The 21,835-nt window shown below is 65.6% G+C and carries 10 protein-coding genes; 2 read left to right on the top strand and 8 right to left on the bottom strand.

The genetic code is table 11. The features are described 5' to 3' along the window. Nucleotides 1-4: 4 nt before the first annotated feature. The gene (locus Pla108_RS07490; protein WP_146444236.1) at nucleotides 5-1,012 is read right to left on the bottom strand and encodes a DUF1559 family PulG-like putative transporter; all 1,008 of its coding nucleotides are present in this window, start codon (nucleotides 1,010-1,012) and stop codon (nucleotides 5-7) included. 468 nt (nucleotides 1,013-1,480) lie between these two features. Between Pla108_RS07490 and Pla108_RS07485 the strand changes: the two genes are divergently transcribed. Next, nucleotides 1,481-4,606: a glycoside hydrolase family 16 protein gene (locus Pla108_RS07485; RefSeq protein WP_146444235.1), complete on the top strand. Its 3,126-nt coding sequence runs from the start codon at nucleotides 1,481-1,483 to the stop codon at nucleotides 4,604-4,606. A gap of 19 nt (nucleotides 4,607-4,625) precedes the next feature. On the opposite strand, the gene Pla108_RS07480 is transcribed toward Pla108_RS07485, so the two are convergent. The 7 genes from Pla108_RS07480 to Pla108_RS07450 all read right to left on the bottom strand — a co-directional run bounded on the left by Pla108_RS07480 (nucleotide 4,626) and on the right by Pla108_RS07450 (nucleotide 20,266). Then, nucleotides 4,626-6,173 (bottom strand): alpha-N-arabinofuranosidase, encoded by a 1,548-nt coding sequence (locus tag Pla108_RS07480; RefSeq protein WP_146444234.1) that lies wholly within the window; start codon nucleotides 6,171-6,173, stop codon nucleotides 4,626-4,628. A 33-nt stretch (nucleotides 6,174-6,206) separates the two neighbouring features. Continuing rightward, nucleotides 6,207-7,739, bottom strand: a complete 1,533-nt coding sequence (locus Pla108_RS07475; RefSeq protein ID WP_197526329.1) for a right-handed parallel beta-helix repeat-containing protein — start codon at nucleotides 7,737-7,739, stop codon at nucleotides 6,207-6,209. A 67-nt stretch (nucleotides 7,740-7,806) separates the two neighbouring features. Continuing rightward, the gene (locus tag Pla108_RS21510; protein ID WP_146444233.1) at nucleotides 7,807-9,885 is read right to left on the bottom strand and encodes a rhamnogalacturonan lyase; all 2,079 of its coding nucleotides are present in this window, start codon (nucleotides 9,883-9,885) and stop codon (nucleotides 7,807-7,809) included. A gap of 24 nt (nucleotides 9,886-9,909) precedes the next feature. Continuing rightward, nucleotides 9,910-11,370 (bottom strand): sulfatase, encoded by a 1,461-nt coding sequence (locus Pla108_RS07465; RefSeq protein WP_197526328.1) that lies wholly within the window; start codon nucleotides 11,368-11,370, stop codon nucleotides 9,910-9,912. Continuing rightward, nucleotides 11,367-14,048, bottom strand: coding sequence for a glycosyl hydrolase (locus tag Pla108_RS07460; protein ID WP_146444231.1), 2,682 nt, complete (start codon nucleotides 14,046-14,048; stop codon nucleotides 11,367-11,369). The genes Pla108_RS07465 and Pla108_RS07460 overlap by 4 nt, the downstream gene beginning before the upstream one ends. A 24-nt stretch (nucleotides 14,049-14,072) precedes the next feature. After that, complete coding sequence (locus tag Pla108_RS07455) at nucleotides 14,073-17,177, bottom strand: rhamnogalacturonan lyase family protein (RefSeq protein ID WP_197526327.1); 3,105 nt, start codon at nucleotides 17,175-17,177, stop codon at nucleotides 14,073-14,075. Then, a complete protein-coding gene (locus tag Pla108_RS07450; protein ID WP_146444230.1) occupies nucleotides 17,174-20,266 on the bottom strand; it encodes a rhamnogalacturonan lyase family protein in 3,093 nt (1,030 codons plus the stop codon). Before Pla108_RS07450 ends, Pla108_RS07455 begins: the two co-directional genes overlap by 4 nt. Before the next feature lie 412 nt (nucleotides 20,267-20,678). Here Pla108_RS07450 and Pla108_RS07445 point away from each other — a divergent pair, with 412 nt between their 5' ends. After that, nucleotides 20,679-21,791, top strand: a complete 1,113-nt coding sequence (locus Pla108_RS07445) for a DUF1559 domain-containing protein (protein WP_197526326.1) — start codon at nucleotides 20,679-20,681, stop codon at nucleotides 21,789-21,791. The last annotated feature ends 44 nt before the right edge of the window (nucleotides 21,792-21,835 follow it).

The following is a 21,835-nucleotide window of genomic DNA, read 5'->3' as shown; positions in this document are numbered from 1 at the left end:
CGCCCTACGGCAGGTCGTTGTCGTCGAGCAGGATGTCGCGGTACGGCGAATCCGATTGCTCGTCCGAAGGCGTCATCAGCGCGCGCCAGAGCTTGTAGTCGATCGCCTCGGAGACGAACGACGCCCGGCCCCCGCCGAAGACGATGTTCACGCCGTTAGGATGGCGACTCTTGGGCCGGGCCCGCCAGCTACGCGAGCGCTCCCACTCGTGGTCGGTGTCGCAATCGCTGCTCAGTCGTAAGCGGCTGGCAAAGTCGCAGAAACACTTCGGTGTCCGGCATTCCTCCGTTGCGCCATTAATGATCTGCTGCTCGACTGGCTCTGAGTCGACCCAGAAGAAGACCGGGCTCCAAGTTCGATCATCGGGGAAGTACTTGCGGTGAATCGGGTACTTTTCGGGGTCGATCCCGCCGGACTTTCCAAAGCCACTCCACGCGGCCACGTCGAAGCGGAGGGCGTCCGTATTCTCGCTGAAGGCCAGTGTGTACTCGCGGCCATCGACCCAGTGCCCTTCACGCATCGCCAGGCTGGGCGTCGCCGCACGATTGAGGAAGGGGCCATTGGCGGTCTTCTGGACCTCGACCGAACCGAGCCTTCCGCCGTTCGCCACGTACGAGTTCTCCGCCGGAGCGCCATGCTTGCCGTCGTCGCTGGGGCACGTCATCAGCTCGACGTACTTGTCGGGCGTCAGCCCCTCGGCGTAGCGATCGTACAGCTTCTGCCGCTCGCAGAACGGCATCATCTCGACCGCCCACGTCATGTAGAGCTCTCCCGAGTTTTCCGACAGCCGCGTGGTGTCGAGCTCGTCGAACAGCCCCGGGAAGCGGCCGAACAGACCCTCGTACGAAATCACGCCCAATCCGAGCTGTCGCATGTTGTTCATGCAAGCGGTGCGGCGCCCCGACTCGCGTGCGGACTGGATCGCCGGTAGCAACAGCGAAACCAGGACTCCGATGATTGCAATCACAACTAGCAACTCGACGAGAGTAAAGCCGCAACGTTCCCGACGCATGGCGTTCTCCTTGCCAAATGAGAAAACGACCGCCTGACCCGCTGCGCGGTCTTGCGCGCGGGGGACGAGTTGTGCGGCGGCCGGTGTTGGATGCTGCTTGGTTCGATCGGAGAAGATCGCCTTATTCCGAATCCGGGAGGGGATCGGACGGCCGCTCTATGGCGCCGTTTGTAACGGTTTACTAGGCGATCGAGTCGCCTTGCCTGTGGGCCCGGCCCAGGGCGGGTCGGCAGAAACGCCGCAGACGACGAAGCGGCCGTCGCCGGTGTGCAAAAACCCCCCCCACGAAAGCCAGGACTTACACGGAAAACGTTCTCCCCATCGCTCTACGGCGCCCGTCCGCTTTGCTTATACTGGGAGGTCCGCGGCAGTCCCCGTTCGGTGGGGTGCGGCTTGGAGCAGAGAAGACTTATCAAGGCGACGCCCCTCGTGACAAATATTTTGTACCGATCCCGAGCTTGCCTCGTTGTGAGCGCGCTCCTGGCCCCCTCGCTTCTTCCCGCGCCGGCGACGGCGCAGCTGCCCAGTGGGAACTGGCAGTACCATTGGGGCGACGACTTTTCCGGCAACGCGCTCGACACCACCAAGTGGAGCTACAACTATCCGTGGGGTACGACCCACAATCACGACGCCGTCATGAGCCCCGACAACGTCGGCCTCGGCGACGGCACGATGACACTCACGGCCCGCCGCACCGGCTCGGGCGCGGACTTCACCTCCGGCACGGTCTCAACCGGATACACGAAGCAGACCTTCTCGAGCGGCTACATCGAGGCCAGCATCCGGCTGCCTGACACGCCCGGTTCTTGGCCCGCCTTCTGGGGACTCTACAACGGCTGGCCGCCCGAGGCGGACATCATGGAGTATCCGATCGACACCGCCGCCGGCAGCGGCTACGCGCAAGACGAGTACCACACCGCCTTCCATTACAGGAACACGAGCGGCGGCAACTCTGCCGGCGCCGGGAAGGTCAACCCGGGCAGCACCGGTGATCTCGGCGGCACTTACCACACCTTCGGGATGGAGTGGCGCGAAGACGACTGGGTGGGCTTCTATTTCGACGGCGCCCGTGTCAGCGAGTTCGGCCAGGACGCCGCGATCGCCCAGATGGAGTCGATGTACCTGATCCTCAATTACGCGGTGGGGGGCTGGCCCGGCACGCCGAACACCTCCGAATGGCCGGTCGGGCATACCGACGAGATGAAGGTCGATTTCGTGCGGGTGTGGAAGCAGGCCAGCGGCAAGACTTCCGATTGGGGCTATACCGGCCGAGCCACCAACGTTTCGTGGAGTGACGGAAATAATTGGACGAACGGCTCTCCTAACCTCGGCGGCGTGACCTCCTCGTTCGACACCGTTGGCGCGACCGAGCAAAACATCGACTGGTCCGGCCGGCGCACACTGAGCGTGATGAATCTCGACGGCGACACGCGGTACCAGTTCGGTGGCGCAGGCGATCGTCTCGTTCTTGGGTACGGCAATAACGGTGGCTTACACCCCGCTATCAACGTTGCGGCGTCGAGTTCGGTTTCGCACGAAGTGCAGGCCGACCTCGAGTTCGCGGGGGGCCTCAACCTAACGAACGAGTCCGCGCACCCCTTGGTGCTCTCCGGCAACGCGATGGGGGCCGGAGCGGTCGAGATCAATGGGCCCGGGATCATCAGCTTCGACGGCGACAATAGCTACCGTGGCGATACGATTATCGACTCGGGGGCTCAAGGCCCGGCGGTCGCTCGGGCTCGGGGCAGCAACGCCTTCGGACTTGGCGGCGTGGTGGTGATCGGGTCGGGCGGGAACAGCACGACCGCCCGGGTCGAGCTGGAGAACTCCACCTTGATCTCCAACAACATCAACATCAACGGGCGGACGAGCCTGACCGCGGCGCTCGTCAACAACAGCGGGAACAACACGGTCACGGGGACGATCAACCTCGAAGCGGGCGGGACGGAGTACCGCATCCGATCCGACGCCGGGAGCCTCCTTCTTTCGGGCGACTCGGAGTCGGCCGGTGGGGTCGCGCTGCGCGGCGGCTCCCGCGGCCGGCGGACTCTGACCCTGGAGGGCGCCGGCGATGGCGTGGTCCAAGGGACGATTGAAGATGGGCAGGGGCTCGTCGGCATCATAAAGAGTGGCGCCGGTGAGTGGGCCTTGCGGGGGCAAAACACTTACAGCGGAGCCACCACCGTGTCGGCTGGGTCGCTGATCGTCGATGGCGCCACCGGCTCGGGCGGGACCACGCTCACGGGCGACGGCCTGCTCGGCGGTCACGGCGTCGTCCGCGGCGGCTTGATGGCGGCTTCTGGGACCGTGGTCCGAGTCGGCGCTGCGGGGCTGCCGCTCGTCACGCCGCATCTCTTGATCGACGACTTCGAAGGCTACTCGACCGGCGACGTCCGCGACGTGGCGAGCCCCCCCTGGACCGCCCACCAGGACACCACCTTCGCCGCCATCGAGAGCGACGGCGACAACCAGACGCTCGGCTACGGCTGGGCGGGGGGGAGCCGGGGCGTTTCCCGCGAACTCGCCGCCGACGCCGTGATCGCCGAAGGGGAGACCGCCACGTTCTTCTTCCGTTTCAACTCCGCCACGGTCACGCCCGACCACAGCATTGGGCTGGGAGATCAAGCAAGCACCGGCGACGTCAATTACGACGACTACGAGGCGCAAGTCAGACTGTCGGCGGGGGTTAGCGCCCGCGGCTTCGCGCTCGAAGCCCGCGACGGCGACGGGTTCATCGCAACATCTTCCAACCGGTTGGCGGCCAACGCTTGGCACAACGTTTGGATGGTGGTCGACCAGGCGAACGATGTTTATGACCTTTATCTCACTTCCGATGGCGCCGACGCCACGGCCGCCAACCGCATCAATACGTCTCCCTTGAGTTTCAGAAACGGAACGACGGGGGCGTTGCGAGAGGTGCTCGCGCTGGCGGGCGCGTCGAGCGAAGACAACGCGGTGCAGATCGACGACTTGAACTACGCGTCGGGCGTCGACCTGAGCAACCCGCTGAACGATGTCGCGATGCTCATGGGAGAGACGCTGTCGGTCGAGGGAGACTTCAGCTTGGACGCCGGCGCCGCGTTGCGACTCGACCTGGGCGACGGGGCCCACGACTTGCTTGCTGTCTCGGGCGCCGCTTCGCTGGATGGCGTTCTCGAGATCACCCTCGAACCGGGCTACTCGCCCGCCTGGAACGAGACCTTCACGGTGCTCACCGCCGGGGAACTGGAAAACAATCTCTCGTTGGGCGGGCCGGACGGAGCCAAGTTCGCCCTGGTCGATGGCGCCCCGAACGAGGTCGTCCTGATGGCGGTCAGCAACCTGCCGGGCGACTTCACGAACGACGGCGTCGTCGACGCAGCGGACTACACCGTGTGGCGTGACAGCGAAGGCGCCCCGGCAGGGACGTTAGCCAACGACACCGCTGGCGGCGTGATCGGCGCGGCCCAGTACGATCTGTGGCGGACGAACTTCGGCGCCACCGTGCCCGCCAGCAACGCGTCGGTCGCCAACGTCGCCGTGCCGGAGCCGACCGCCGCGTGCATGCTGGCGACTTTAGCGATCGTTGTGACCCGACCTGGACGCCGTCGTTAGTCGCCGTCGTTAGTCAAAGTCACTCCGTCAGGCTGAGCACAACGACCGAACGGGGCGGGACCTCAACCGTCAACTCGCCGTCCTCGACCTTGGCGCCGTCGAAGTCCTCTGGCTCGAGGTTGTGGGGCTTGGCGAACGTGTTGTGGGCGTCCAACTCGGAAGCCGTCAGCACGCGTCCCGCAACCGCCGAGGACGAAACCCCCTCCAGGCCGCACGTGATCGTCATCGCGTCGTGGGCGTGGGTGTTGACGATCGAGACGTGGACCGCACCGTCCCCGTCGCGCGAGGCCGAGACGCTCAGTGCCGGCGTCTTCTTGCCGTCGAACTCGTAATCAGGCCCCTTGAGGTCCACCGGCAAGCGGGTGGCGTCGTGGTGGACTTTGAACATCTCGAAGACGTGGTAGGTCGGCGTCAGGACCATGTCGGGCCCCTCGGTGAGGATCATCGCCTGCAGCACGTTCACGACTTGGGCGATGTTGGCCATCCGGACACGGTCGTTGTGCTCGTGGAACAGGTGCAGCGAGATCCCGGCGACCAGGGCGTCGCGGAGCGAATTCTGCTGATAGAGGCCGTAGCCCGGCGTGTTGGGTTCTTCGCGGTACCAGGTCCCCCATTCGTCGACGAACAGCCCGATCCGTTTGTTGGGATCGACTTTGTCCATCTCTTCCTCGGCGACTTGGATCGCGTTCTCGATATTGCGCGAGTCATGAAGGATGCTAAACCACTTCGCTTCGTCGAACCCGGTGGCGGGGAGCTTGTCGTTCCAGGGGGCGGCGAGCGTGTACTGGTGCAGCGAATAGGCCTGCATCTGCCGCGACGCCCTCGAAAGCACCGCGGCGTTCCACTTGCGGTCTCCGCCATTGGGGCCACACGCGACCCGTACCAACCGGTTGCCGCTGAGGTCGCGGCAGAACGTGGCGTAGCGGCGGAAGAGATCGGCGTAGTACTCGGGCCGCATCTCGCCGCCGCAGCCCCAGTTCTCGTTGCCGACGCCGAGGTACTTGAGCTTCCAGGGCTCTTCGCGGCCGTGCTCGCGGCGGAGTTCGGCGAGCTCGCTGTCGCCGTCGTAGGTGATGTACTCGACCCAGTCGCGTAGCTCTTGGGGCGTGCCGCTGCCGACGTTGCCGGCTAGGTAAGGCTCGGCGCCGAGCAGCTCGCAAAGGTTCAGGAACTCGTGCGTCCCGAAGGCGTTGGTGTCGAGAACCTGGCCCCAGTGGATATTGACGCGCACGGGCCGCTCGTCGCGCGGGCCGACGCCGTCGCGCCAATGGTAGTCATCGGCGTAGCAGCCGCCGGGCCAGCGGAGATTCGGGATCTGGATCGCCTTGAGCGCCTCGATGACATCGTTCCGAACGCCGCTCGTGTTGGGGATGTCGCTCTCCTCGCCAACCCAAATGCCGTCGTAGATGCAGCGTCCCAGGTGCTCGGCGAAATGCCCGTAGAGGTGCCGGCTGATCACGCCGCCATCGCGATCGCCGTGAAGCGTTGCGGTCGCTTCACCGGCGTGCGCCGACAAAGGGAGCGCCGCCAAAGCACAAGCCAACGCCAGCAGACAGTTACGCCGCATGATGGTATTCCGAGGGGTCGAGACCGAGATCGTCTAATCGCGGAGCAGGGCGATCATCGTCAGGGGGACAAGTGAGATAAGGATACTGGTCGCCGGCTCGGGGACGGAGTTCGCCACCGCGCCGCCAACGCCGTAGTTAGCGACCCAGGTCGCGTACTGAGCCGCGCCGATGACCCCGCCATCGACGTCGTTGGGCAGCGACCCGGCGGGCGACCCGAAGTAGTCACGCCAAACCGTGTAGTCGGCCGCGTCGACGACGCCATCGCTGTTGTAATCGCCTGGCAGGCTGACTTCAAACGCGCCGAGGTCGGGGGCTCCCCCCTGGAACGGAAGTCCGACATCTACGCCGCCGTCGATCAGCGAGCTGCCCAAGGCGAGCCGCGCGAAGTCGATCCGGGGGAGGCCGCCGTCCGGCATCCGCGGCCCCGCCACGCCATCGCGGCTGAGACTGGCGAAGTCGCGACCACTGGCGCCCCGCAGGTTCCAGCTGTTGAACTCGTCGTCGATCAGCGATTGATTCGCGTTCGCCAGGTCGGAGTTGTTGCCGTAGGCGAGGTTGTTACGGAGGTAGTGATCGGCCGGCCAGATCGAGGGGTCGACGTCGTTGAGGAGGTCAAAGCCGCGGGCGTTGCCGATAGAAGTGTTGTTGATCCAATCGATGCCTCCCGGGTGGTGATTCGCGTAGAACCCTTGCACCCGATTGTCGAACGCGAGGTTGCCGATGACCGCGTTGCGGGGCACGCTCCCGGGGTCCGGGAACGTGCCCGAGTTCAGGCCGTAGCCGCCCGCCTTGAAACCGGCGCCATTGCCGGCGGCGGTTGTCGTCCCGGGGATGTAGCCGTTGGCCCATGCCCACGAGTTCTCGACCGTAACAGCCGCGTCCGAATTGATGAAGTCGAACCCGTCGTCGCTGTTGTTCCACGCGCGGTTGCCGACGAAGCGATTGCCGGGGTCGTTGCTGTGGCTGCCAAACCCGTCGGCGTTTTCGCCTCCTCGGTCGGGGTCGTAGTTGTCGTGCGAGTCCGAGTTCAGGACCAAGTTGTTGCCGCCATCGACGATGAAGAGGCCGGGCCCCTCGTTATGGTGCAGATCGAGTCGCTCGAAGACATTGTTGTCGGCGCGGTTCTCGACACGGATGCCCCACGATTCGTTGACGTTGGTGATGGTCTGCTGAACGCCGCGCAGCTCGAGCCCCCGGAAGTGTAGCCAGTCGGCCTGGACACTGAACCCGCGGATGCGCTCGAGCGGCTGGTAGTCGAAGAAGTCGAAGACGGGCGTCTCGTCTTGGTAGGCCCAATAGCGGATCGGCGCGCCGGAGGCGCCGCTCTTGTTGAACAGCACGGCGTACTGGCTGCCGGTCGTCCCGCTGTAGGCGTACTCGCCGCCGCGGAGCCAGACGGTATCGCCAGCCGACGCGACTTGCTGGCCGCGGCTGATCGATCCGAAGGGCTCCGTCAGCGTGCCCGGATTCGAGTCGCTCCCCGTCGGCGAGACGTACCATTCCGCCGCGTCGGTGACCGCTGCGCTCAGGCAGCCGAATAGTAGAAGGGTCAGGCAGCGTGTCACGAGGTAATTCCGTCTTGCTGATTAATCAAACTCGCCTGGCGACCAATCGCCCGCCTGGCGGGGCGGGCTACTCGATCGCGATGGCTTCGCCGGCGCCCACTAGTCGTATTTTGGGACGCGTCGGGGCGCTCATGCCGTCGCCCAAGTAGAAACTCGGGTGGCACGGTTTGTTGTAGACGACGTTCTGCCACGCCAGCCCCAAGCGGTACTGCGGGTCGTGGAGCAAGGTGGGGAGACGGACCTCGGTCTCAATCGTTGTCGTGTAGAGCCGCAGCGACTTCCCGTCCGGGGCCACGAGCACCATCTCTTCACGCCAGTCGCCGAGCAGGTCGCCGACCAGTGCCGGGCCGCGGCTGACGCCCATCGCGTCGCACTCGAAGACCGTATCGGACTTCTTGCCGACCCAGTCCCATTTGACGACGCGTGTCGGCGTGGGGCGACGCGGCATCCGCGAACGCTGCGAATCGGGCCGGCGCCGTTGCGTGTCGCGCTCGTCGCGGTCTTCGCGCGAGCCAAGCGCCCGCTCGATCGCGCCGTCGGCTTCTTTGCGGGCGGTCGGTTCGCCGCCGGGGCTCGCCTGCGCCAGTCGCCACCGGTACCAGCGCCCCCAGTCGACGCCGGGCGAGACCAGCTCGCGGAGCGGGTCGCCGTCCCACCAGATGCACCAGGCGTTCTCCCGGGGCGCGGGGCCCATCGATTCGCCGTGCGAATTGCGGAGGCCCCCGGGGCCGCCCCATGCCTCGTAGCCGCGGTGGGTCGGATCGATGTCGGCCGCCATCCCGGAAGGGACATCGACCGTCGGGCTATGGCTCCAGAGGATTTCGCCGGTGCGGGCGTCGCGCATTGCGGCCCCCGGGGTCTGGAACAACTCGGCGTCGTCTTCGTTCTCCTGGACGGTGAAGACCTCCATGCCGGGGCGATCGGGGTACATGTCGGTCAGGTGCATCACGTCGCCGTGACGCAGGCCGGTCGAGTAGAGCCCCTTGCCGTCGTCGTCGACGACCATCGCCTGATAGACGATCTCGTCACGTCCATCAGAATCAACGTCGCCGACCGAAAGGGAATGCCCCCCCATGCCCGAGTAGGGCGAGGCGTCCGAGTAGGGAGGCCTGCTCGACCCAGAGTCGAAGACCCAGCGCTGCGACAGCTCGCCGTCGCGCCAGTCCCACGCCGCCATGACGATCCGGCCGTAGACGCCGCGGCACATCACGACGCTCGGTCGCTCGCCGTCGAGGTAAGCGACGCACGCTAGGAAGCGGTCGCAGCGATTGCCGTATGAGTCGTTGCCCGCGTTGCCGCCGATCCCGCCCCAGCCGTCGATCGCCCCGCGTCCGGGGACGTAGTCGATCGTCTTGAGCGCGGCGCCGGTGTCGCCCGCGAAGATGGTGAAGTACTCGGGGCCATTGAGAATGCGGCCGTCGCGAGGCGACCCCTCTTGGAGCGTTCGCCAGTCCTTGTCGGCATCGCCAATCACCTCGCCGACGCCGTCCACCGTCCCGTCGGCCGTCTTGCAAGCGACTTCGGCGCGGCCGTCACCGTCGAGGTCGTAGACCATGAACTGGGTGTAATGCTCCCCCTCACGGATGTTCTTGCCGAGGTTGATCCGCCACAGGTGCGCGCCGTTGAGCTTGTAGGCGTCGAGGATCGGCTCGCCGGTGACGCCCGCGGAGCCGTTGTCGCGGGGGCGAGAGACCTGGTGGAGCACGATCTCGAGTTCGCCGTCGCCATCGAGGTCGGCAACCGAGGTGTCGCCCGGCCGGTAACCCTCAATGGTCTCGATCGGGATCTCGAGGTAGTCCCCTTCCCACGCACGGACCGCCTGGCCCGGGGCCACTTCCCCCGCTTCGACCACGGGGCGGATTTGGTAACTCAGCGAGGCGGTGACATCCGCTTTGGCGTCGACCAGACTCGTGGCGCCGGTGAGCGGTTCGTCATTGACCTTCACCGCCGGGCCGTCGTCGGCCGAGCGATAGACGTTGAAGGCGATCCCCTCGGGGTCGGTCCCGAACAATCGCCAGCCGACGAACACGCCGCCGCCGGGGTTCGGGATCGCAACGACGCCACGCGACAGGTTCTCCATCTGCCGCTGCGCCGACACCGGAAGGGCGACCGCGCTCAGCGTAAGCAAGAAAAGCAACGTGCGCATAACGACTCGGTAGCTAGAGTTCGGCTATTGGGCGGACGCAGAGCTTTCAGGCGTCCAGCCCTTGGCGTAATCATTGGCGAGTTTCGACAATCGCTCGACCGTTTCGGCGTAGCGAGGGTCGTTGGCTAGGTTGACCATTTCCGCAGGGTCGGTTTTCGGATCGGTGAGCATCGGTCCTGCGCCACGCCCAAAGAACTCGGCGTACCGCCACCGTTCGGTCCGGATCGCGACACCGGTGACATGCTCGCCATCCTCGCTCCAGACCGCGTAGGCGGGGCGGTCGGAGGGTGTCTCGGGGTCTTTCAGAAAGGTCGCCAGACTACGGCCTTCGAGTCCCTCGGGCGTCGGCAGGCCGCACAGTTCGCAGAGCGTCGGATACAGGTCGAGCGTCTCGACGACACGCGGGCACGTCTGCCCGTTGCCGGCGACTCGCGGGTCCCGGATGAAGAGGGGTACACGGACCCCCTGCTCCCACAGCGACCCGGCCTTCGACCACTTGCCCTTCTCGCCGAGCTGATAGCCGTGGTCTCCCCAGAAGACAACGATCGTCCGATCGTCGAGGCCGAGGCGTTCCAACTCGTCGAGTACTCGGCCCGAGTTGTGGTCCATCCAAGCGGTCGACGCGAGGTAGGCGCGGATCATTTCGCGGGCTGTTTGCGGCGTCGAGTCGCGCCCGACGAACAAGTCGGCGTTCGATGGACGGATTGATCCCGCCGGGAATCCTTCCGGAACGGTGGGACGCGGTGCGTAGTCGGGCGGCAATGGGATCGAGTCGGCGTCAAATAGGTCGTAGAACCGCTGCGGCGCCTCGAGTGGACTGTGCGGTTTGTGAAAGCCACAGGCGAGAAAGAAGGGCTCATCCGGATCCGCTTGCCGGAGGTACTCGATGGCGCGACTCGCGATCCGCTCGTCGCCGCTTCCTTCGCCGTCGTTCGGGAGGACGATCCACCGGTCGGACAATTCGGTCTTGCTGAGCAAGCGGTTGTCGGGGCCACGCTCTCGGTGCACCGGGGGCCGCGCCGTGGCGCCTTCGCCGAAGTACCGCTGCTGGGCGCCCGCCGTCCAGGCTTCGACGTCGTCGATCCCCCCATGAAAGATCTTGCCTGCCCGGAGCGTTTGGTAGCCTTGCTCTTTGAAGTGGCGTGGGAGGCTCACCGCCTCGGGGCACGAGACCCCGAACCAAGTGCGATTGCCGAGCACCCCGACGGTGGTTGGGCGACGCCCGGTCAGCATCGAACTGCGCGATGGATTGCAGAGCGGGAACTGGCAGTAGGCCCTGTCGAAGCGGACGCTACGGGTGGCCAGCGCGTCGAGGTGGGGCGTCTTCGCTAGGTCGCTGCCGTAGCAGCCCAGCTCGTTCCGTAAGTCGTCCGAGATGAGGAAGAGGACATTCATCCGCGGCTCTTCCGCCAAGCCATCGCCGCTTGCGAACGCGATGGCGAGTAAAGCAGCAGCGAACCGTCGTAATAGCGCGTCGGCCTTCATGGCGTCTCTCCCAGCGGCGTGATCGTGACGGGGCCTCGCAGTCCCATGGGACGAACCGGCCAAGCCGCCGCGTCGAGTGGGCGGTAGTCGATTCCGACGATGTTGATGTCTTCGAAGATCCGCCATTCCACGCCCCGGCGGTCGAGGTCACGCAGACGGTTGGCGGCGACGCCCGTCACCTCGACTTCAAGGCGGTTGCCGGTCGGCTTCAAACCCTCGAGCTCAATCGCGAAGGTCGGCCCAATCAGGGTGGCGATCTCCACGTCATTCAGGCGAACTGCGGCGCTGCCGAGCACTTCACCCAGGTCGAGACGCCAGCGTTCGGACGCGGCGGGGGCGTCGAACTCGCACGCGTAGAGCGCCGTGCCAGCAAACGACTCGGCAGCCGGGTCGTCCGATTCGGTCCAAGGCCGGGGCGCCTCAGAGGTGTAGGAGGCGGGCTTCGTCGGTCCGCCTTCGACGAACGTCACCGACCAACCGTGGAGGGGAGTCGGTTCGCTCGCTGGGTCGGCGTAGCGCCAGCTCGGCGCATCGGCGGCGCCGGTGGTCATGACGAGCAGCACCGACTCCTTTGGCGCGAGCTGCACCCGTACCGAGCGGCGTCCTTCTTTCGCTGGTCGGGATCGGGCCGAGCCAATCCGCCCCGTCTCTGGGTCCATGAAGACGGCGCCCCCGGCCATTACTTCAGTAGTGATCCAGTCGTCGAGCGGTTCGTCTTGCTCGTTACACAAGAAGTAGACGACGCCGTCTTCGTGTTGGCGGCGGACGAACCCGATGCCGTTCTCAATGGACCAAGGCTCGCGACGAACACCGGCTTGCGAGAGCAGGGCGTCGAGATCGTCCCCCCGGTGCGCCTTCGCCGTCAGCTTCTGCGACGCGGTGTCGAAGCGGCTGCGGAGGTCGCGCCAACTGTCTTGGTCGGCGGCGCCCTGCAGGCCCGGCAAGCTCGTGGGCAGCCCGCCCCAGAAGACGACTTGGCCTCCCGCCTCGGCAAACTCGGCGAGTTTCTCGATCGTCTCGAGGGGCACGCGTTCCGCCCGCGGTACGACAATCGCTTGGTAGTCGCCGCCGGGCGCCCGGAGGGTCCCGCTCTCGCCGACGACGCACGACGCGAGGAGGCGATCCGAGACATAGTCGAAGGTGACGCCCCGGTCGCGCATCTGCCGGGCGGCGGCGCCCATCGGCTGATCGGTGAACCAGTCGTGGCTGTTATGAACCCGTAGGCTTTGGCGAAGCCCCTCCGGGTCGTGCCGGAAGTCGGCCAAAGGCCAGTAGAGAAGCACGTCGCTGTCGGGCCGCGACGCTTGTAGCACCGACTGCACGCGCGTGACGTACTGGTTCAGCGCCGGGAAGTCGCGCCAGATCGGGTTCTGGGGATTGAGCTGCGTCGACGCGTAGAACAACCAACCGGGCCACGCCGCGTCGGCCGGAGAGTAGGCCGTGCCGTGATAGACGACGTGGTTCACACCGGCGAGCACCTGCCGATCGACGATCAGCTTGATCTGGGCAAGCGTCACATTGAAGTGCTCGTCGAGCCATGTCGCGGTCTCCGACGAGACGAGGCGCTTGCCGGCCACGTTCGCCGCCGACGAAGCGAACTTGAGCACCAGCAGGTCGGCGTCCCCGCCGACGAGCCGGCCGAAGCTCTCGATCTCGGGGATATCGACCGCCGCGTACAGGTCGAGCCAATTCGCCGGCGAGCCGTGCGACTGGTTCCGTGTCAGCATTCCGCGGTCGTGCGACCAGTCGTTCCACGTGCCGATGAGGTGCTCTCGCACCAAATCGTCGAGCGTCTGTCGATAATCGGCTTTGATCCGGCCGACCTGGTCCGCGTCGCCATCGCCCGCGAGTTCGGCGAGATGCTCTTCGAGCCGGTAGCCGCGCCGCTGGGCGAACTCGTCGAAGAACTCGGGCTGCCAGTCGCCGTCGTACTCGAACGAGTCGTGGAACTGCGCGCGGACTCCTTCGATCCCATCAAACGATTCGCCGAAGCGCGTTAGAAAGTCGCTGACCGATTCCTTCCAGAACGGATTGATGTTGAGCCCCTCGCCGCCCGGGCCGGGGCGTTTCACCCGGTCGCCCGCCCAGCGATAGGCCGCCGTATCGATTCGCCAGCTTCCGGCCGGCGCCTGCCAGACGACACGATGGCCGTCGAGTTGCTTGGTCAGGTCGAGCGACTCGCCGTCTGTCGACTGAGCCGTCACCGCCAGGGGCGTCTCGCGTCGGTCGAACTCGATCGTGTGCTCGGTCGGACCAACGACGTCCTCGTGATGGAGCACCAGCCGGCTATTCGCGAGCGACATCGGCAGCTCGGGGTCGCCCATCCGCCAGCCCGACCCGGCCGGCAGGTCGACTCCCATCCCGAGGCGTTTCGCTTCTTGCGTGGCGAAGCGGATCGCGTCGCGCCACTCGGCCGAACGGTAGCGCCGGTTCGGGTGGGGTTCCCCCTGCACACCGTAGATGCAGGTGATCTCGACGCCGCCGAGTCCGGCGTCGTGGTAAGCTTCGAGCAGACGCGTCAGGTTCGCTTCGTCAACCGCGGAGCCGTGCCACCACCAACGCGTCCACGGACGCGACGTCTGCGTCGGCTCGGGCCATTCGACGGTCTCCGCCGTGCAAGTCGCCGCGAGCAGGGCGAGGCAGATCGCCCTCGCGGACGTGGCGAGTACTGAGGTCAATAGAAATTCTCTCGAAGGGGCTCGTTACAGGGGGAGCCGGCCGAGCCCCTCGAAGGCGGCGTCTCGTGTCGCCGCTTCGATTGGCGATGCGTCACGACGCGGTAACGTCGAGAGCTCGATGTCGTCGGCCGGGGCCGTCGTGGAGGCCGAAGCGTAGAGTAGCAGAGCGGCGTGGCGCGTGTCGGTCGAGTCGGCCTGCCGGACGCTCGGGCGATAGGACCTCGTCCGCTGCAGCGAAGTCGCTTCGATTGAACTCAAGTTCTGAGCGAACGCGATTGACGGGAGGCCCTGCGGCTCCTGGGCGGCGGGCTCAACCGGAGTCAAGTCGCTCGTATTCGATAGTGACGTAACCAACGCGACGCTCGGCGGTGACGTCGCGCCGTAGTTCGCCGCCCAGACGGCGTGGTCGGCGGCGTCGACCACGCCGTTGTGGTTGCCGTCGGCGGCGAGGTTCATCTCGCTACCGAGCGAGTCGCGCCAGACGCTGTAGTCGGCCGCGTTGACGGCTCCATCGCGGTTGTAGTCCCCCTTCAGCTCGCCGCCGAAGAAGAGGGGCGGCGTCGGTGGGGCGCTCATGCCGGCGCCGAGGAAGTAGCTCGGATGCGGCGGCTGGTTGTAGTAGACGTTTTGCGATGCGACCTGCTGCCGATACTGCGAGTCGTGCATTAACGTCGGCACTTGCATCGAAGAGGGGATCGTCGTCGACCAGATCTCCAGTGCTGAGTTATCGCTGCGGCGCCAGATGACCTCTTCACGCCAATCCCCAAAGAGGTCGGCCGACAGGGCGGGGGTCGCCTTGGTTCCGTTGTTGCTCGACAGACCCGCGGTGCTGTTGATCCCTGAGTTGCTAAACGACACGAGGTTTTGTCGGCCCGGTGTCGCCCATTCGTAGCGCCACTTCGAGATTGTCGTGCCGTCGAGCAACTCGCGGAGCGGGTCGGCGTCCCACCAGACGCCAAAGTTGTACTGCATGTTGGCGGGCGTGGCGTAGATCGGCCCGGCCTGGACATTGTAAATCATCCGCTGGCCCCCGTCGGGGTCGTTCGTCGTCGCCCAGAACTCGAAGCCGGGGTAATTGGGGTCGATGTCGAACGCGACGCCGCGCCCGACGTCGTTCGTGGCGGGGATCGCCGTTAAAAGTTGGCCGTTCTGTGCGTCGCGGTAGTCGCCGCCGGCGGCGCCGTACTCGGCCGGGTTCTCGTGCGGCTCGAAAATCTCGAGCCCCGGGTTATCGGGGTCCATATCGGCGACATGCAGGGCGTCGCCGTGGCCTCGGCCGGTCGAGTAGAGCCCTGTGCCGTCTTGATCGATCACCATCGCGCCCCAGACGACTTCATCGTAGCCGTCGCCATCGACGTCGGCGACACTGATGGCCTGGTTGCCTTGGCCGACGTACGCGGGATTGACGTCTCGGCCCGTCCCTTCGGTCGCGGTGAACTTCCACTCTTCGGTGAGTTGGCCATCACGCCAGTTCCACGCGACGAGCTCGGTCTTCGAGCGTCCGATCGCGGCTTGGCCGTGGTAGATGCCGCGGCCCGTTATCAGGCTGGGATGCCGCCCATCGATATAAGCGATTGTGTACTTGTGCGTCGTCGAACGATGGCCGTAGCTGTCCCCCCAATCGGCGACATTGCCGCGGTCGGGCTCGAGCGGCGTATTGACGAGGATGCCGCCAGTCAGGCCGTCGAAGAGGGTTAGATACTCGGGACCGGTCTTGATCCATCCCTCGGCGTCGCGCCAGTCGGCGTTGGGGTCGCCAATCACCTGGCCGGTCCCCGAGACGGTCCCGTCCGACGTGTTCATCGCCACCTCGGCGCGGCCGTCGCCGTCGAAGTCGTAGACGATGAACTGTAGCGAGCTGGCGATCGTCTTGAGGTTCGGACCAACGTCGATCCGCCACAGCAGCGTGCCGTCCATGTCGTACGCATCGACGTACATGTTGGCCGACAGCTCGTAGAGATCAGCCGGGTCCGCGGCCCACTTGAGGATGACCTCGTAGTCGCCGTCGCCATCGAGGTCGCCGACGGACGCGTCGTTCGCCGAGTAGTAGTGCGTGACGCCGTCGGACGTTGTTACCGGCGCGGGGATCTGCAGCGGGATCGTCAAGTGCTGTTCGATCTCGGCGTTCGCCGGCAGGAGGTAGGTCTCGGTCACGGCTTGTTCGACGCCGTCAATCACGGGACGCACCGAGTAGAGATTCGCCACGCCGAGGTCGGCGGTCGAGTCGACAAAGTCAGTGGTTTGTGTGAGGGGTGTTGTGTTGAGTTGGACCGTCGACCCGCCACGTCCGTTGCTTCGATACACATTGAAAGCGACGTCGGCCGGATCGTCGCCGAGCAGTCGCCAGCCCAGGTAGACCTCCGAGGCCGACCGTCGCATCGCGATCAATCCGCGGTCGAGTTTCTCGACCTGTCGGGGGAAGACGACCGGGTTCTCCGGGTAGGGGTCGGGGACAGGCTCGCTCTCGAACTCGAGTACGAGTTGCGGTCGCAAGGCCGGGTCGGCGCTCTCGCGCGAACCGTAGTCCCAGCCCCGCACCGCGCCGGCGTCAACCTGTGTGACGAACGTCGCCAGCCCGTCGTCGCCCGCGCGTGATTGGAGGAACGCGACGAGGTCGCTCCCGGTCACTTCTTGCGCGCCGCCGTTGGCGTTGAGTACGGACTCGAAGACATCGGCGCCGCTCTCCTGGTCGAGGTTCCACAGCCGCGACGTGTCGAGCCCGTCGCCGCCAACGTCCGTGTACTCGGCGCCGACATTCCCCTCGGCCAGGGTGTTCTCGTTCCAGTCCTGCGGCGTGTTGCCCGCTAGGGGGAGCAACCCATACACGTCAAACCGTTCGGTAATGATCGTGTCGTTCCGTGTGCCGTCCGTCTTGTGGAGGACGAAGGCAGCGCTGGTGAGGGTGTCGAGGGATAAGCCAGCGAGGTCGAACCGGATGTACGCCGTCTGGTCGCCCGCCCCCCCGTTGTTGTCGAGCACGTCGAGCACCGTCGCCGAACCGGCGCCGACCCCGGCCCGTGTGTAGGTGTCGGCTTCGGGAAAGAGCGTGGTGGTGCTCAAGACACGACGGTCTTCGAGCGTCTCGAATCGGAGCCGGCCGTGGCGTAGGGAGAACGGACGCTTAGTCACAGAAGTCTCCCGAGGCGGTTCCAATCCGCTTGCTCGTCGAGCTGGGCAAACGCCTCGTCATTCGGACTCTCGACACGCTCGGCCTCTTCCCACGCGTCCTGGTCGTCGGCGTCTGTCAGCGGTGTTTCAGCGCGATAGAGCAGCAGCTGTTGGTCCACTGAGGAGGCGATCGGTTCGACGCCCGCGGCGTCCGACGACGCGACGTTGTCGGCAGGTTGTGCGGTCGCCAGCGCGAATGCCGGCGAAAACGCCGGTTGGACCTCTTTGGAGGCGCCAGGCGACGCCTTGGCCAACGCCACCGACGCGGTCGGAGCGAAGGTCGAAGGGGCCGTTGTGGTGGCGCCGTAGTTTGCGGCCCAGACGGCGTGGTCGGCGGCGTCGACAACGCCGTTGTGGTTGCCGTCGGCGACGAGGTTCATCTCGCTGCCGAGCGAGTCGCGCCAGACGGTGTAGTCGGCGGCGTTGACGACGCCGTCGAGGTTGTAGTCGCCTTCCAGTTCACCGCCGAAGTAGAGCGGCGGCCGCGGCGCGTCGGCCATGCCCTCGCCGATCCAGTAACTCGGGTGGGGCGGCTGGTTGTAGGCGACGTTCTCACCAGCGATCGCCGAGCGGTACTGGGTATCGTGCATCAGCGTCGGCAGCCGCGAGGTCGACCCGATCGTCGTCGTCCAAATCTCCAGCGCGGTGTTGTCGCTGCGGCGCCAGATGACCTCTTCGCGCCAGTCGCCGAACAGGTCGGCGGTCAGCGCAGGGGTGTTCTTCGAGCCGTTGTTCCCCGAGAGGCCGGCCGTGCTGTTGATGCCGCCGTTGCCAGACGACACGAGATTCGAGCGGCCCGGGTTGTTCCAGTCAGAAATCGTCGTGCCGTCGAGCAACTCGCGCGATAGATCGGCGTCCCACCAGACGGCGAAATTGTACATCATGTTGCCCGGGGTCTCGTACAACGCTTCCCCTGAGACGTTGTAGATGTACCGCGTCCCCTCGTTGGTTGTCGCCCAAAACTCGTAGCCGACGTGGTTGGGGTCGATGTCGGCGGCGACGCCGCGTCCGACGTCGTTGTTCGAAGGGATCTGGAAGAGCAACTCGCCAGTCTGCGCGTCACGCAACTCGCCGCCGGCGTCGCGGCCTCCGCTCTCGTAAGCGCCCGGCGACTCGTGGGTCATGAACACCTCCAGACCCGGGTTGGAGGGGTCGAGGTCCGAGACATGGATCGCGTCGCCGTGACCCAGGCCGGTGGAGTAGAGGCCGGTCCCGTCGTCGTCGAGCGCCGACGCGCCGTGGATGATCTCGTCGCGTCCGTCGCCGTCGACATCGGCCACCACCAACGCGTTGGAGCCCTGCGCGATGTACTCGGGATTGGCCCCGTTCGTCGCGGCCTGGAACAGCCATCGCTCGTTGAGTTGGCCATCGCTCCAATCGAGCGCCACGACCTCGTTGCGGGCGTTGAACCCGTTCTGTGGGCCGTAGTAACCCCGCGCCCAGACGATGCTGGGACGCGAGCCGTCGAGGTAGGCGACTGCCGACAGGTAGCGGTCGACACGGTTGCCGTACGAGTCGCCCCACGTCGAGGCGCTGATCCGCTCAATCGGGAACGGGATCGTTTGCAGATTGGCGCCGGTCAATCCGTCGAAGACGGTCAAGTACTCGGGGCCCGTGAGGATGTAGCCGCTGGAATTGCGGTAGTCGGCTTCCGAGTCGTCACCGGGCAAGAGGACGTCGGAGCCCTGGCCGTCCACCGTCCCCGGCGCCGTCTTCAAGACAACCTCGGAACGGCCGTCGCCGTCGAAGTCGTAGACGAGCATCTGCGTGTAGTGGGCGCCGGCGCGGATGTTCTGTCCCAAGTCGATCCGCCAGAGCAGTTCGCCCTCAAGCGTGTAGGCGTCGATGTAGACGTTGCCCGTGTAGCCCGACTGCGAGTTGTCTTTTGAGTTCGAGGGGTCCCACTTGAGGATCACCTCGTACTGGCCATCGCCGTCGAGGTCGCCGACGGTGGCGTCATTCGCGCTGTAGGTGTACGACTCGCCGGTGGGCGTCACGCCGCCCGGGGGGATCACTAGCGGGATGTCGAGGTGCTGCTGCACCGGCGTGGAGGCGTCGAGCGTGTAGGACTCGCTCGGCTCCTGCTCAACCCCGTCGACGACGGCGCGGACGTAGTAGACCGACGTGACCCCCGTCGACGCGCCCGTGTCGACGAAGTCGGTTGTCTGGGTGAGCGGCTCCGCGTTCAGTTTGATCGCTCCGCCCCGCCCGGAGCGGTAGACGTTGAACGCGACATCCGCGGGGTCGTCGCCCAGCAGACGCCAGCCGATGTAAGCGGAGTTCGATGTCGGCCGCACGGCCACCACGCCGCGGTTGAGCTTCTCGACCTGTCGCGGCAAGACGACGGGGTTCTCGGGGTAGGGGTCGACCGGGTCGACGGTGACGCCGCCGTCGATCTCGAGCACCGGCCGCAGTGCGGGATCGGCCGCCTCGCGCGACGAGTACCCCCAGCCGCGGAAGGCGCCGGCGTCGACATAGGTGACGAACGTCGCCAGCCCGCCGTCCGCTTTCCGCGCCTGCAAGAAGGCGAGCAGGTCGGGGCCGCTGACCGACTGCGGCGTGTCGTTCACATTGTTCACCGACTCGGTGACCGCAGCTCCGTCTTCGGCGTTGAGGTTGAACAGCCGCGTGACGTCGGGGCCGTCGCCCCCGGTGTTGGTGTACTCGGCGCCGAGACCCCCTTCGGCCAGGGTCGCTTCGTTCCAGTTCTGCGGCGTGTTGCCGGCCAGCGGAAGCAAGCCGTAAACATCGAACCGTTCAGTGATGATGGTGTCGTTGCGGGTCCCGCCGGTCTTGAACAGGCTGAACGACGCGGAAGTTGCGCCGGCAAGGTCGACCGTCGAAAGGTCGAAGCGGACGTACACGGCGCGGTCGCCTGGGCCGTTGACGTCGAGGGCGTCGAGAACAGGGGCGGACCCCGCGCCGACCCCGGCGAGGGTGTACGTGTCGGCCTCGGCAACCACGGCCGTGACCGCTAGCAACTGGCGAGATTCGAGCGTCTCGACCTTGAGGTGGCGCGGGCGCCCACGCCGTGATCCTGACCTGTCCATGCAGCGCCTAATTTCGTGTTCCGAAAGAGCCGGCCTCGATGGTCGAAGTGCGTCCGGCGGACACCCAAAAAACGGCGCTAGACAGCGATCCGCGAGACCATGTGGCGGCGTGATGACGAGCTCCCGAGGAGGCCGGTCCCCCCCTCCGGAGAGACGGCCCCAGCCCAGGGCACCTCCATCTTATCCGCAAGCCATAGTCCGAGGGGGCGATTGAACGCAACGGAGGCCCCAATTGCCGCAATCCGACCGCCCGAGGCGGTCACGGCTTTCCGGAATAACCGGGCGACGTGGTAGTATGAGGATTCGCGATTGTGGCCTAAACCCGCCTTCGCCTTATCCCCACGCTAATCAGCAAGCACGGCAGCGCCCCGCCAGGATCGCTTGCGTCTGTTCTTCTGCCGGAGAGTCTTCGATGGAATGCGACGAGGTTCGCCGTAACGTGCCGATTGCTGTTCAATCGCCGCGAAGTCGCCCCGCGTTTACGTTGGTCGAATTGCTCGTGGTGATCGCCATCATCGGCATCCTGGTGGCCCTGCTGCTGCCTGCCGTGCAGGCGGCCCGCGAAGCGGCCCGCAGGACCCAGTGCAATAACCAACTCAGGCAACTGGTGTTGGCAGCCCACAACTATTTGAGCGCTCAAGGAACCTTGCCCTCCCACGGCGATGTTCCCAGTCACTTGAGCAGTCACGCCAAACTTCTTCCCTACATGGAAGAACAAAACCTCATCGACTTGGTTGATCAAGACAAGCACTGGCGTGAGCAAACCGCGCTTCTCGAACTTCCTCTCCCATTCTTACGATGCCCAAGTGGTGTTCCTCAACTGACCGCGATCAACGGCCGCGACTTTGGCCTGTCAGGTGGGTCCCGCGGAGATATTCGAGTCGCCGAGCTGACGCCACACTACGTTGGCAACATGGGCGCTAGGCCGGCGAAATGCACGCAAGGCGGTGGAGGGCGAGGCGGCGGCGGGGCGTGGACAACAGACCCCTACGCGACCTACATGGCAAAAGACATTGGCTGCATCGACTCGGCGCCAAGTTCCTCGCATGGTGACGGGCAATCAGGTGGAACGGCTCGCAATGGTGCCATCTACCCACGCAGCAAGATTGATTTCGGCGACATCACCGACGGGTCGAGTAAGACCATTATGTACGGCGAATTGTCTTGGGCGAATGTCGATGTTCGCCAATCGCCCGATGAGAACCTGACGCCGCCGCCCTTCGAGAGTTGGATGGTAGGGAGCACGACTTTGGGGGGTCTCTCCGATCCTAATTCTGCTTACGGGTACATCGAGAACGCCAAAAACGTTCGCTACGGGATTGAGGAGAGAGCACTCGTCGATCCCGTCGACAAGCGTCCCCTCACTCCCGGCACCGACGCCAGCCTCGGCAGCAACCATCCCGGCGGGACGCACCTCGGCATGTGCGATGGTTCGGCGCAGTTTGTTCAAAAGGATGTCGAGTCGGACTTGCTTCGCGCGATGGCTAGCCGTGCGGCCGGTGAAACGAACAGTCCGGCGTTCTGATACGCGGCGACTCTGAGACTAGACTAACCCCGCGGCGTCCCTCG

It is taken from the genome of Botrimarina colliarenosi (genome assembly GCF_007859955.1).
GTDB lineage: Bacteria > Planctomycetota > Planctomycetia > Pirellulales > Lacipirellulaceae > Botrimarina > Botrimarina colliarenosi.
Note: the sequence above shows the minus strand (reverse complement) of the source record. Positions and strands in the feature narration are given on the sequence as shown.